General features: G+C 39.5%; 16 protein-coding genes, 1 tRNA gene and 1 rRNA gene (1 of these 18 only partly in view). 13 read left to right on the top strand and 5 right to left on the bottom strand.

The window, feature by feature from the left end:
- A 23S ribosomal RNA gene (locus ACYQ2D_RS15910) occupies nt 1–2,526 on the top strand (it extends 361 nt beyond the left edge of the window).
- A 161-nt stretch (nt 2,527–2,687) separates the two neighbouring features.
- Nucleotides 2,688–2,758: transfer RNA gene (locus tag ACYQ2D_RS15915), tRNA-Trp, on the top strand.
- 107 nt (nt 2,759–2,865) lie between these two features.
- On the opposite strand, the gene ACYQ2D_RS15920 is transcribed toward ACYQ2D_RS15915, so the two are convergent.
- The 5 genes from ACYQ2D_RS15920 to ACYQ2D_RS15940 form a co-directional block, all read right to left on the bottom strand.
- Complete coding sequence (locus ACYQ2D_RS15920) at nt 2,866–3,996, bottom strand: site-specific integrase (RefSeq protein WP_459786144.1); 1,131 nt, start codon at nt 3,994–3,996, stop codon at nt 2,866–2,868.
- Between the two features lie 184 nt (nt 3,997–4,180).
- The gene (locus tag ACYQ2D_RS15925) at nt 4,181–5,365 is read right to left on the bottom strand and encodes an FxLYD domain-containing protein (RefSeq protein WP_459786146.1); all 1,185 of its coding nucleotides are present in this window, start codon (nt 5,363–5,365) and stop codon (nt 4,181–4,183) included.
- Between the two features lie 335 nt (nt 5,366–5,700).
- Nucleotides 5,701–6,459, bottom strand: coding sequence for a type II toxin-antitoxin system PemK/MazF family toxin (locus ACYQ2D_RS15930; protein ID WP_459786147.1), 759 nt, complete (start codon nt 6,457–6,459; stop codon nt 5,701–5,703).
- Nucleotides 6,460–6,567: 108 nt separating this feature from the next.
- Nucleotides 6,568–7,026: an ImmA/IrrE family metallo-endopeptidase gene (locus tag ACYQ2D_RS15935; RefSeq protein ID WP_459786149.1), complete on the bottom strand. Its 459-nt coding sequence runs from the start codon at nt 7,024–7,026 to the stop codon at nt 6,568–6,570.
- 6 nt (nt 7,027–7,032) lie between these two features.
- Nucleotides 7,033–7,353, bottom strand: a complete 321-nt coding sequence (locus ACYQ2D_RS15940; protein ID WP_459786151.1) for a helix-turn-helix domain-containing protein — start codon at nt 7,351–7,353, stop codon at nt 7,033–7,035.
- Between the two features lie 151 nt (nt 7,354–7,504).
- Between ACYQ2D_RS15940 and ACYQ2D_RS15945 the strand changes: the two genes are divergently transcribed.
- The 11 genes from ACYQ2D_RS15945 (at nt 7,505) to ACYQ2D_RS15995 (ending at nt 11,728) form a co-directional block, all read left to right on the top strand.
- On the top strand, nt 7,505–7,705 hold the full coding sequence (locus ACYQ2D_RS15945; protein WP_459786152.1) for a toxin-antitoxin system, antitoxin component, Xre family protein: 201 nt from the start codon (nt 7,505–7,507) through the stop codon (nt 7,703–7,705).
- Nucleotides 7,706–7,780: 75 nt separating this feature from the next.
- Nucleotides 7,781–8,341, top strand: a complete 561-nt coding sequence (locus ACYQ2D_RS15950) for a hypothetical protein (protein WP_459786154.1) — start codon at nt 7,781–7,783, stop codon at nt 8,339–8,341.
- A 36-nt stretch (nt 8,342–8,377) separates the two neighbouring features.
- Nucleotides 8,378–8,818, top strand: coding sequence for a hypothetical protein (locus tag ACYQ2D_RS15955; RefSeq protein ID WP_459786155.1), 441 nt, complete (start codon nt 8,378–8,380; stop codon nt 8,816–8,818).
- Between the two features lie 28 nt (nt 8,819–8,846).
- Nucleotides 8,847–9,392 carry a hypothetical protein gene (locus ACYQ2D_RS15960; protein WP_459786156.1) on the top strand — a complete coding sequence of 182 codons (546 nt, stop codon included), beginning with the start codon at nt 8,847–8,849 and terminating at the stop codon, nt 9,390–9,392.
- Entirely contained in the window at nt 9,389–10,093 is a 705-nt protein-coding gene (locus tag ACYQ2D_RS15965) for a BRO family protein (protein ID WP_459786157.1), read from the top strand. The genes ACYQ2D_RS15960 and ACYQ2D_RS15965 overlap by 4 nt, the downstream gene beginning before the upstream one ends.
- A 95-nt stretch (nt 10,094–10,188) precedes the next feature.
- The gene (locus ACYQ2D_RS15970) at nt 10,189–10,464 is read left to right on the top strand and encodes a hypothetical protein (protein WP_117457987.1); all 276 of its coding nucleotides are present in this window, start codon (nt 10,189–10,191) and stop codon (nt 10,462–10,464) included.
- A complete protein-coding gene (locus ACYQ2D_RS15975) occupies nt 10,461–10,679 on the top strand; it encodes a hypothetical protein (protein ID WP_117457986.1) in 219 nt (72 codons plus the stop codon). Before ACYQ2D_RS15970 ends, ACYQ2D_RS15975 begins: the two co-directional genes overlap by 4 nt.
- Before the next feature lie 4 nt (nt 10,680–10,683).
- Nucleotides 10,684–10,923, top strand: coding sequence for a hypothetical protein (locus ACYQ2D_RS15980; RefSeq protein ID WP_117457985.1), 240 nt, complete (start codon nt 10,684–10,686; stop codon nt 10,921–10,923).
- A 13-nt stretch (nt 10,924–10,936) separates the two neighbouring features.
- Entirely contained in the window at nt 10,937–11,086 is a 150-nt protein-coding gene (locus ACYQ2D_RS15985; RefSeq protein ID WP_459786159.1) for a hypothetical protein, read from the top strand.
- A complete protein-coding gene (locus tag ACYQ2D_RS15990) occupies nt 11,080–11,574 on the top strand; it encodes a siphovirus Gp157 family protein (protein ID WP_459786161.1) in 495 nt (164 codons plus the stop codon). Before ACYQ2D_RS15985 ends, ACYQ2D_RS15990 begins: the two co-directional genes overlap by 7 nt.
- Nucleotides 11,575–11,590: 16 nt before the next feature.
- A complete protein-coding gene (locus ACYQ2D_RS15995; RefSeq protein ID WP_459786162.1) occupies nt 11,591–11,728 on the top strand; it encodes a hypothetical protein in 138 nt (45 codons plus the stop codon).
- Nucleotides 11,729–11,849 lie beyond the last annotated feature (121 nt).

An 11,849-nucleotide genomic window follows, 5' to 3' on the forward strand; every position in this document is an offset into this window, starting at 1 on the left:
AAAGCCCCGTATGGGAAAGGAAAGAGGACAAGGCAGGATCCAGAGTACCACGAGACACGAGAAACCTTGTGGGAAGGAGCGGGGACCACCCCGTAAGGCTAAATACTCCTTAGTGACCGATAGAGCATAGTACTGTGAAGGAAAGGTGAAAAGGACCCCGGGAGGGGAGTGAAAGAGAACCTGAAACCCTGTGTTTACAAGCTGTGGAACCGCTTTATATGCGGAACCGCGTACTTTTTGTAGAACGGTCCGGCGAGTTGTGCATGCTGGCAAGGTTAAGCGCCAAAGGCGTGGAGCCGTAGGGAAACCAAGTCTGAATAGGGCCAGAGTCAGTATGTGCAGACCCGAAACCGGGTGATCTATCCATGTCCAGGTTGAAGCTGCCGTAAGAGGCAGTGGAGGACCGAACCCACATCCGTTGAAAAGGGTGGGGATGAGGTGTGGATAGGGGAGAAATTCCAATCGAACCCGGAGATAGCTGGTTCTCCTCGAAATAGCTTTAGGGCTAGCCTCGATAGAGATACATGGAGGTAGAGCACTGAATTTCCTAGGGGGCGTCAAAGCCTACCGAAGAATATCAAACTCCGAATGCCATGGAATTGATTATCGGGAGTCAGACTATACGAGATAAGTTGGATAGTCAAAAGGGAAAGAGCCCAGACCTCCAGCTAAGGTCCCAAAGTACGTGTTAAGTGGAAAAGGATGTGGGATTTCGAAGACAACCAGGATGTTGGCTCAGAAGCAGCCATACATTCAAAGAGTGCGTAATAGCTCACTGGTCGAGAGGTCCTGCGCCGAAAATGTCCGGGGCTAAAACACGACACCGAAGCTGAGGAATGTATTTGATACATTGGTAGAGGAGCATTGAATACGGGAAGAAGCAGTACCGAAAGGAGCTGTGGACTGTATTGAAGAGAGAATGCCGGAATGAGTAGCGAGAATAAGGTGAGAATCCTTATGGCCGAATATCTAAGGTTTCCAGGGTAAAGCTGATCTGCCATGGGTAAGTCGGGACCTAAGGCGAGGTCGAAAGACGTAGCCGATGGACAACAGGTTGAGATTCCTGTACTGCGTTAGAACAGAACTGTGGGGACACGTGTGGAGAGCACAACCCGGGAATGGAATCCCGGGGCAAGCGAAGGAGGAGTCACATAGGAAAAACCGTGTGGCAATCCAAAGGCGTGATGCGGACCGAATTAGAGTAGGGAAGTGTGTGAGCCATGCGTCAAGAAAAGCCGCTATTGTTTGTAACGTACCCGTACCGTAAACCGACACAGGTGGATGAGGAGAGAATCCTAAGGCCGACGGAAGAAGCATTGCCAAGGAACTCGGCAAAATGACCCCGTAACTTCGGGAGAAGGGGTGCCCGTGTAAAAGCGGGCCGCAGAGAATAGGCTCAAGCAACTGTTTAGCAAAAACACAGGTCTATGCGAAACCGAAAGGTGAGGTATATGGGCTGACGCCTGCCCGGTGCTGGAAGGTTAAGAGGAGATGTCAGGAAACGAAGCATTGAATTTAAGCCCCAGTAAACGGCGGCCGTAACTATAACGGTCCTAAGGTAGCGAAATTCCTTGTCGGGTAAGTTCCGACCCGCACGAAAGGCGTAATGATTTGAGCGCTGTCTCGGCAATGCATCCGGTGAAATTGAAGTACCAGTGAAGATGCTGGTTACCTGCGCCAGGACGGAAAGACCCCATGGAGCTTTACTCCAGTTTGGTACTGGGATTCGGTATTGCATGTACAGGATAGGTGGGAGACTAAGAGGTAGTAACGCCAGTTGCTACGGAGTCGATGTTGGGATACCACCCTTGCAGTATTGGGTTTCTAACCAGCCGCCGTGACCCGGCGGTGGGACAATGCCAGGCGGGGAGTTTGACTGGGGCGGTCGCCTCCGAAAGGGTATCGGAGGCGCCCAAAGGTTCCCTCAGAATGGACGGAAACCATTCGAAGAGTGCAAAGGCAGAAGGGAGCTTGACTGCGACACCGACGGGTGGAGCAGGTACGAAAGTAGGGCTTAGTGATCCGGTGGTATTAAGTGGGAATGCCATCGCTCAACGGATAAAAGCTACCCTGGGGATAACAGGCTTATCACTCCCAAGAGTTCACATCGACGGAGTGGTTTGGCACCTCGATGTCGGCTCATCGCATCCTGGGGCTGTAGTAGGTCCCAAGGGTTGGGCTGTTCGCCCATTAAAGCGGTACGCGAGCTGGGTTCAGAACGTCGTGAGACAGTTCGGTCCCTATCCGGCGTGGGCGTAGGATATTTGAGAGGAGCTGTCCTTAGTACGAGAGGACCGGGATGGACAGGCCGCTGGTGTATCTGTTGTAGTGCCAACTGCATGGCAGAGTAGCCAAGCCTGGAAGGGATAAACGCTGAAGGCATCTAAGCGTGAAGCCCCCCTCAAGATGAGATATCCCATTCTTAGGAAGTAAGACCCCTTGAAGACGACGAGGTAGATAGGGCAGAGGTGGAAGTGCAGCAATGTATGGAGCTGACTGCTACTAATCGGTCGAGGGCTTGACCAGAAGCTGAGAAATCAGTGGAGCGGCAAGTGTCTGCATGGTTTCGGTTTTGTATATGTAGTTTTGAAGGTACATTTCAAAAAATAAAAAAAACAGCTTGCAATAACAGATTATTTATTGTATAATGATAAACGTGTTAAGGAAATGTATTAAAAAAAGAATATAGGGGATTAGTTCAATGGTAGAGCACCGGTCTCCAAAACCGTCGATGGGGGTTCGAATCCCTCATCCCCTGCTTTAAAAGTACTGTATTTACAGTACTTTTTTTATTTCGTGTTGCATTTCGTGTTGCATAGTTTTTAAAATAGCTAAAAATGGGTGTTTTTCCTCTCATGAAGAGATTTATTCATGAGAGGGCTTGTCTAAACAATTCATACAATTCGAAAGATTCTGAACAATGTTTTCAAAGAAATTATCCATAACATTATCCACTGCAATTCGTTCATCTGAAAAGGTATGAGTGTATACTTTTTTCATTATCTGGTCTGTTTTCCAACCACCACGTTCCTGGGCATATTTATCCGGTACACGAAGCTGTGCCATGACAGAGGCATTTATGTGTCTGAGGTCGTGAAATGTCATGTGTGGCATATCGGACTCTTCTAATAAGTACTGGAAACGCTTATAGAGGGTGTTATAGGAATATGGTACAAGCACATCGCCAGGTACTTTTTCAATTAAGCTTTTTATATATTCCGGAATCCTGTGTCTGCGGATTCTGGTATTATTTTTTGCTTCTTTCTTTCTGATATCGTCATTATCCACTTTTACAACTGTTTCCGTGACTGATATATAATTTCCGTCCTTAGAGATAGATTTTGATTTTGTAAGACCACGAATTTCTGACATCGAGAAACTAAGCCACATAGCAAGTAACACTGGCAGTTCGATGTCTGTGCCCTCGAATACAGCAAAGATTGCATCAGGAGTCTGTAAATCTTTAATTAATACCGGAACAGTAGGAAGTTTTACATTGGTATCAATTCCTTGGCAGAAAGCATTTAAAGCTGCACTGATTAAGCCATATTCATTTTTTACGGTCTTTGGTGAAATAGTTTCTGTTGGTCTTTTGAGGCTCTTTCGCTTGGCTTCACGGTTTACTGCCTCTTGCAGGTATTCCTTATCAACACTTGTAAGATAAGTATTCATGATATGTTTAAATCCATTTTTTTGCATCCTTTTGTATCCGGCTATTGTAGAGGGGCTTAAGATACCATCTTTTGAATTAATATACATCTCAATCGCTTCACCAATCGTGCAGTTTAAGATATTTTTCTTATGTTCCTTTTCAGAAGCCCATTCGGCAGCCATCCGCTCTGCCATTCGCTTGCCTTTTGGACCAGGTACGTCACAGGTAAATGATTTGTAAAATCGTTTCTGTTTAACAGAGCCGTCTGGCTGAATAATTTCCTCAGTATGACTATAGATCTGGCATCGCCAAGAGCCGGATGCAAGTTTTCGTGCTGTTGCCATGTTATCACTCCTTTTTGGGTATAAAAATAACAGCCAGCTTGGAACAGATGTTCTGCTTGCGTGACTGCTCCGGAGATGATACAATAATTTTGTTAGGTTAGGAGATTATATGCGTCTCCGGATATTTACTTGTATTTGCCGGTTTCTGTTGGAGCAGGAACCGGTTTTTCTTTTGTTAATAAAATTAGTATTGATACTGATTTGTATAAGCAAATACTTTATAATCTGCAATGGATGCGCTTGTGATATCTTCCGGAAGGAATACCGGTTCTAATTCAAATCCAATTTCTTCATCAGGCTGTAAAGTGTTTGCAAGAACAGTCGAAAGCTGACCAATCGGTTCAGCATTTTCATTGAATAAGACCGCAGTTACACAAATATCTGTCTGAGCTGCTCCGGTTGTGTTTTTTACTTTTCCGTGTAAGTCAACACTACCCATATCCTTATCGTAAACCTCTGTATTACTTACTTCTAAGCGAACATTGTCTACTTTCGCAGTGGAAGCATTAATGTGAGGCGTGATTGTAATTCCTTCGGTTGGAGTTTGGTCATCCATAAGTTGTTCTTCGTAATAATAACCTTTTTCACCCGGTTCAATTACTTGAGGAGCAGGTGTAAAACTTCCACTGGTTGTATGAATGATTGTTCCATCTTCTGCAGTTAATTCATAGGAACTGAAATCTAAATACAAATTACTACTTCCGGTATTTTCAATTTCAACAATAGACTGTCCAATTAAATCAGAGATGCTATCCCGGTAAAATGAAACATTCTTATAAGTAACTTCAAAAGAAGCTTGTTCTTTGGAAGTATTATTTGCAGTGTCAGAGGATGAAGAATCAGAAGTAGTTGTATCACTTGTTCCGGTTTCTGATTCAGTTGCTGTTTCTGAAGCATCTTTAGAAGTTTGAGTCAATTCAACAGTAGAAGTTGTACCCATTGCTGAAACTTCATAACTAATTTTCCCATTTTTGTATGTAAATTCTTTGGTATCATCAGTCGATGCAAGCAATGCGGAATCTGTTTTTTCTTTATTCCTATCAGAAGTCCATGAATATTCTTCAACAAATTCAGTTGGTGCAGTATACGTTCCAGACCAATAAACGGATTTTGTTGCCCCATCATCGGAAATCCAGTTAATTTCGATAGAATCATCAGTTATTGTTGCTTCTTGATAAGAACCATCTTTATTTTCAGATGCCCACACACCGGTTAGGTCAGTTGGTTCTTTTGCCTCTTCCTCTTTTTCTTCACTTTGGGAAGTTTTAGTGTTTTCTTTTGTGCTTCCGGAAGAGGAACTGGTTCCGCATCCTACGACACTGACTGATAATGTAGCCAGTAGAAGCATTGTTACAATTTTTCTTTTCATTGGCAATTCTCCTTTACTTGTTTTTTATAATGTAGATCAATTCCCTTATTTTATCTTTTGTATGATTTATTTATTAAGCAAAAAGACCCTGTATCAATACGAGGTCTCTGCATAATAACTTAGAACTGAATAAATGCCCTATAGCCCCTTTAAGGATAAATTAAAAAACTTTCGTATAACGTAAAAGACCCCGCATTACTGCGAGGTCTTTAATACTGCACGTCAGTTGTCTGAGTGCTTTGTCTTCTATACTGCCGGTCAACGGCTATGTTTTTTTACTAAACTAGTATAACCTCATTATATGAAATTGTCAAGAAAAATATACATATTTATATTTATTTTATTCCAGTAAAATTTTTAATGATTTCACGGTCTAATAAATCAAGTTTATCATTAGATAATTTTACATTGCTTAGAATATCAAAATTAGTTTTAGGGTCGTATATACGAATTTTACTGATAGTAGTAATCTGGTTTGTTAAAGCAATGCTTCCAGAACGCATTTTGGCTACTTCATTCATCATTCGAAAAAGTAATTTTTTCTCTTTATTTGCGACATTTAGTTCTTTTTTGATAGATATAAGTTCGGTAATATCATCTGGACTGACATTATCAATTCGTGAAGATAAATCAGTTATACGTATATCTATTTTTTTTCGGGTAGTAGAAATTTTTGAACTTAAACTAGTAAATAGTTCATTTCCAAGATAAACTTTTCCATCTTTAAGATTTTTGATATTAGTAGTAGATTTAACCGAAGTAAGAGGAAGCACCGTTATTACAGGAGAAGAAATAGGATTGTTTTTATCAAGTACTACGCAATAATGAAGTCCACCTTCTTCACTTCCAACATTGTAGCCTAAATGAGCTTTAATAATTTCGCCACGTTTATATCTTCGTAATTTGGAAGGTATAAATTTGGGTTCAAATTCAAGATAGGTAGTCCAATCTTCGAGCCAGTAACTTAACTTATCAGATTTAGATTGATTTTTGTGATTTGGGTCATTAATTAATGAGTCTAAATATGAGTCAAGTCTAGCAAGAGCCTGTTTTTTATGAATTGTTAATTCACTTTGAGATAAAATTCTGCCCATAATGAATAAAATCCTTTCTATGAATAGTTTATTGAAAATAATAAATCATCATTTGTATATGTATTTGTAAAAGAATCTTTTACGAATACGTCTTTTCCTCCTTTCAACTCAATCTATCTTCAACACTCCCAGAGTAGGAGTGAAATATACCACATAATTATCCACAGTCGTATACACACCGTACTTGCTCCGGTAGCAGTCAACTGCTTCTTTCAAATATTCTTCCGTCACATCCAGATATTCCGCTATGTCTGATGCGGACCGGCAGCCATGCTCAAATGCTCTGATAAGTCCCATGAGTCCAATTTTGAGATTGAATCCATAGAGCCGTGCACGGTATTCTTGTTTCCTGTTCGATACGTCTGTCTGGTCTAAGATGTTTCCGGAAGTTGTGTAGTAGTGTCCGAGTTCTTCTGCGAGGACGCAGGATTTTTCTGTTTGTGACATTTTTCTTTCAAGTGCAATATTTCCATCAAAGTAAAGTCCTTTTAACCCTTTTACTTCTGACAAATCCATTTCAACAATATTCAAGTCTTTATGTTTTGTTTTTAATTCTTCGTAAGTCAAGAAGCCTCACTCCTTTGGGCGTGCTGCGACAAGTAGTTTTTTATATTCCTCTATCTTATTTAGCTCCTCAGGAGTAAAATTTTCTCCATCTTTGTGTGCTGCGGTAGTGGAAGACTCAGTTCTTTCTTCCCAACCCATTAGTTCTTGTGGAGAAACTTTTAATGCTTTAGCGAATTCTCTTATTTTAGATTCAGCTAAATCAACTTCACCTTTTTCTATTTTTGCGATAGATGACCTATCTTTATATCCAGTCAGTTCGGCTAGGGAATCTTGAGACATTTTTAATTCCAAGCGTCTTGCCTTTATGTTCTTATACAGGTCAAGCATAATTGAAAGCTCCTTTCTGCGTTGTTAATTTTTCTTAACACTATAATAACATGTTGTGTAAAATAATTCAACAAAAATATAAAAAGATGTTGACAGAAATTCACATAAGTGATATAGTGAATTTAGTTCACAGATGGGAGGTGAAAAAAGAATGGCAAATGTAGATTTGTTGAGAAATAAAATGACTGAATCAGGTATGACAGTTTCAGCGATTGCTACTAAATCAGGCATTTTGAGAGAAACTTTGTACAACAGAATGAAAGAAGGCGATTTTAGAGCATCTGAAATTGTAGCACTTTCTAAGACCCTTAATTTATCGAAAGGGGAAAGAGACAAAATTTTTTTAACTTAAATAGTGAATTAAATTCACATAAAGTAAAAACTAAACCATGAAACTTTACAACACCCGAAAGGAGAATGAGAGAAAATGAAAGTAAATCCTATTAAGTTTGAAAAAAAGTTATTTGTGGCATTAGCGGATAATGTTCCTTTTGATATTAAATGTGATGTGAATTATAAGACATCCAGCGGAGGAGTTATCAAAGCTATTTGTGTAAAAAATGTAGCGGTTAGTGTGGATGACGAGGATTACTGCGGAGTATATAAAAATGGTGAAATGATGGAAGCCTTTAACTATGGGCTTTATCATAATGAGGCTTCTATTTGCACAGCTATTGTGTTAGCAGTGTATGAGCAACTGAATTCTTCAAAGGAAGATGCTTTTGGTGTTCTTGACATTGAAAGTGCAAAAGATAACGGGACTCGAAGCATCGCACTCGCAAAAAAAGAGTGGAGCAGTATCGAAATTTATTTGATGTTTACGAAAGAGTATTTCAAAAAAATTATTGGGGTTTGGGAAGAATTATCAAAACAAAAAGATTTTGAAGGAAATTCGAAGTATCCGGTTGCAATTAAAAACGTTAAGTTTTTAAGAGGAACAGAGCAGGACGCTGAAAGACTTCTCTTAAATGTCAAAGAATTGAAGTAATGAAAATGGATAAAAGAGAACGAGGAGAACGAGGCTGTGCAGGACCAGAAAAAAGATAAAACTTACAATGCTCTGTCAGATTTCATCAACAACGAGTTAAAAATAGTTTTGACAGTAAAAAACATTAAAGATGGATATGCGGATTGTGAAGTGCATTTTGAAACAACAGAGCACAAAAATGATGAACGAGGATGGAAAGTAAAAAGAGAGGTATTTGCAAGTGAACTTTTTACAATATTGGATAAAACTCTTGTAGGAGCTGATGTCAAATTTAATGCCGATGCAAATGTTATCTTTGTAGAGAATATAAGAATTGAGGTACGTAAACATCATTGCGCTGTGTATCAAGATAATGAGTTTATCATGAGTTTTCCTGGCAGAATTTGTTCCGAAATTTACGCATATACAGCAATTGCATTATTAGTTAATAAGATGCTTCGAGACCAAAAACTAAAAAAGGATGCCCCTTTTAAATAAAAAAGAACAGATAGGAGGAGTAACAAGGATGAAAAAATTATTTATTTCGCAACCGATGCGAGACAAAACAGATGAGGAAATTCTTGCCGAAAGAGAAAAGGCGGTAAAAGTAGCAAAAGAAATGCTGAATGAGGAGGTAGAAGTTATTGATTCTTTTTTTCAGAAAGCACCTCACGATGCTAAGCCACTTTGGCATCTTGCAAAGTCACTTGAATTACTTGCTACAGCAGATGTTGCTTTCTTTTGCACTGACTGGGAGAAATATAGAGGATGCAGAATTGAACATACATGTGCCAACGAATATGGTATTCAAATTATTAGAAATATGACATTAGAACCATTTAAAGAGCGAAGAGTCGCACTGACTAAATATGAGTTGGCTGACATTAAAACACATTTAATTAGGGCAGAAGAACATTATAAAAAGCAATTATATTTCTGGGAACAGTTAGCTCTAAGAAAAGATTCGAAAGGCGAACTGGAGTATCCAAATGTGGTCGAGAATATTAAATTTTTAAGAGGACTGAAATGGGATGTTGAACGACTTCTGAAAAAAATTAAAAAAATGGAGTGATAAGGTTGAGCGATTTAAAGATTTTTAACAGTGAAAAGTTTGGACAGATGAGAACAATCAATATTAATGGAGAAGTGTGGTTTGTAGGGAAAGATGTAGCAGAGGCACTTGGATTTAAAAATTCCAGAGATGCGATTTTGACACATGTTTTTGAGGAAGATAAGGGAGTAGATACTATCTACACCCTTGGCGGATACCAGAAAATGACAATAATCAATGAATCTGGATTGTATGCATTAGTATTTAGCAGCCGATTGGAGACGGCTAAAGATTTTAAACATTGGGTAACCAGTGAAGTGCTTCCAGTAATTAGAAAAACAGGTTCTTATCAAAAACCGATGAGCCAAGTTGAAATGATGCGTATCCAGCTTGGAATGATTGATAACCATGAAGAACGAATTGCTGAACTTGAGCAAAGCATGACGATTGATTACGCTCAACAGCAGGCACTTAAAGAAACGGTAAACTATATTGTAGTTGGCGCACTTGGTGGAAAAGGCAGTGAAGCGTATAGAGAAATCAGTAAGAAAGTATTTTCGGAGTGTAATAGAGATATACAGAGATACTTCCATGTAAATTCAAGAAACAACGTGCCAAAGAAACGCTTTGATGATGCGATTGAGTATGTACAGCATTGGCAACCGTGTACCAATACTCAAATTGCAATCAAAGAATGTAACTCACAGTTACGATTTGCTTAGGCAAAGAAAAAGGTCCCGTAGGAAATAGGGGTTTCCTGTGGGACACAAGCCTAAATAAATCACTTATATCTTAACAGGCATAAGGGAGAAATGCAATGAAAAAAATGAGTAATAAGAAAAAAAGAGATATTTTAGAAGTAGGTCTGGGACTTTGGACAGGCATCTGCTTCGGCGGCTGGTTGCGTAATGTCATCGAGTGCAAGGACGCACAGGCAATGGTATTTGCTGTGGCTTGGATTGCAGGACCGGCAGTAATTTTCTTCCTTGCTGGTTTATTGCAGGTAAGAAAGAAAAATAAAGCAAAGAAGCAGGCAGAGAAGTTTATTGAGAACTGGGCAAAATTTAAAATCGAAAAGGATAAGGCATCATGAGCAAGGTAGAAATTGAGTTTGCTGCACTTGAAGAATTAATTAGAGATTCGGAGAAAGTCAGAGTCTTAAACAGTTTGTTAGACAATTCAAGAGAGTGCGGAGAGGAGAAAATAGCACTGGACGTACTTAGTGCAGTGCTTGGTGTAGAAACGAGAGAACCGTTGACAGTAGATAAAGTTGTAGAGCTGTTTGAAGAGAAATGGAAAGAAGGTTGAGAGGATGCCAGTTACATATTTAAGTAAAGAGCAACAACGTGCCGCTCAGGTAAGACGGTGCTTAGGTGGTGCAATCTGTGCAAACGGAAGCTATAAAAAAGACCTGGCGAAAAATGCAGGTATGAAGTATCACACATTCTTAAAACGTCTGAATGAACCGGAAACATGCACACTTAGCGAACTGTGGACAATTTTGGATACGTTGAACGTTCCGGAAGAGGAAAGAAGCAAGATGTTGATTTAGGAGGAAAGAAAACATGATGGATGAATACTTACTTGAAATGAAAGTCGGTGCCGGATGCTCTGTAAGCGCAGCTTCTGCCGGACATAGAAAAGAGCAGGCGAGAGAGCAGGCGGCATTAGAAAGAACAATTTTAATCACCAAAAAGGAGGATACAAAATGTTAAAACTTTACGAAATCACAGGGGAATACCTGACACTTTGTCAGATGGCAGAAGATACCGACGTGGATGCAACTGTATTTGCAGATACACTGGCATCTATTCAGGGAGAACTGGAAGTAAAAGCAGACAGTTATGCAATGATTATCACTAATTTGAGCGGTGATATTGAGAAAATTGATAAGGAAATTGAGCGTTTGACACACATGAAAAAGGTGCTTAAGAATCGTACCAATCACTTAAAAAATAACCTCGAAAACGCAATGAAAATGATGGATGTAAGAAAGTTGAAAACAGATTTTCGTTCATATTCAATTCAGAAAAATCCACAGTCATTGAATATTATTGATGAGTCGAAAATTCCTGCTGAGTATTTGATTTCGCAGGATCCGAAGTTAGATAGAACTCGACTGCTTGCAGATGTCAAAGCAAATCCGAATAAGTTTGTAGGGATTGCAGAAACAAAACAGACGGAGTCTTTGAGAATCAGATAAGGGTGAAAAGTAAAAAATGGAAAAGATTTATGGAGCGATTGTCTCAATTATGGAAAATATCGGGGCAATTGAAAAAAACGAACAGCGAAAGGAAATAAGTTTTCGTATACATATCGAGGTATTGACGATGTTTTTAATGCGTTACAGCCTTTAATGATTAAATTCAAGGTTTTTTGTTTGCCAAAGCTTAGAAATATAGATTCGACAGTAGAGGCATCTGGAAGTTTAGTTATGAAGAGATCAATCATAACTATGGATTATCATTTTGTGTCAGC

It is taken from the genome of Blautia stercoris (assembly GCF_054657695.1).

Bases quoted from the DNA above. Each gene is read 5' to 3' on its own strand.
- ACYQ2D_RS15930 (WP_459786147.1), bottom strand. From the start codon at position 6,459: ATGGGCAGAATTTTATCTCAAAGTGAATTAACAATTCATAAAAAACAG.
- ACYQ2D_RS15950 (WP_459786154.1), top strand. From the start codon at position 7,781: ATGAAAGTAAATCCTATTAAGTTTGAAAAAAAGTTATTTGTGGCATTA.
- ACYQ2D_RS15925 (WP_459786146.1), bottom strand. From the start codon at position 5,365: ATGAAAAGAAAAATTGTAACAATGCTTCTACTGGCTACATTATCAGTC.
- ACYQ2D_RS15980 (WP_117457985.1), top strand. From the start codon at position 10,684: ATGCCAGTTACATATTTAAGTAAAGAGCAACAACGTGCCGCTCAGGTA.
- ACYQ2D_RS15940 (WP_459786151.1), bottom strand. From the start codon at position 7,353: ATGCTTGACCTGTATAAGAACATAAAGGCAAGACGCTTGGAATTAAAA.
- ACYQ2D_RS15975 (WP_117457986.1), top strand. From the start codon at position 10,461: ATGAGCAAGGTAGAAATTGAGTTTGCTGCACTTGAAGAATTAATTAGA.
- ACYQ2D_RS15960 (WP_459786156.1), top strand. From the start codon at position 8,847: ATGAAAAAATTATTTATTTCGCAACCGATGCGAGACAAAACAGATGAG.
- ACYQ2D_RS15995 (WP_459786162.1), top strand. From the start codon at position 11,591: ATGGAAAAGATTTATGGAGCGATTGTCTCAATTATGGAAAATATCGGG.
- ACYQ2D_RS15920 (WP_459786144.1), bottom strand. From the start codon at position 3,996: ATGGCAACAGCACGAAAACTTGCATCCGGCTCTTGGCGATGCCAGATC.
- ACYQ2D_RS15985 (WP_459786159.1), top strand. From the start codon at position 10,937: ATGATGGATGAATACTTACTTGAAATGAAAGTCGGTGCCGGATGCTCT.
- ACYQ2D_RS15970 (WP_117457987.1), top strand. From the start codon at position 10,189: ATGAAAAAAATGAGTAATAAGAAAAAAAGAGATATTTTAGAAGTAGGT.
- ACYQ2D_RS15945 (WP_459786152.1), top strand. From the start codon at position 7,505: ATGGCAAATGTAGATTTGTTGAGAAATAAAATGACTGAATCAGGTATG.
- ACYQ2D_RS15990 (WP_459786161.1), top strand. From the start codon at position 11,080: ATGTTAAAACTTTACGAAATCACAGGGGAATACCTGACACTTTGTCAG.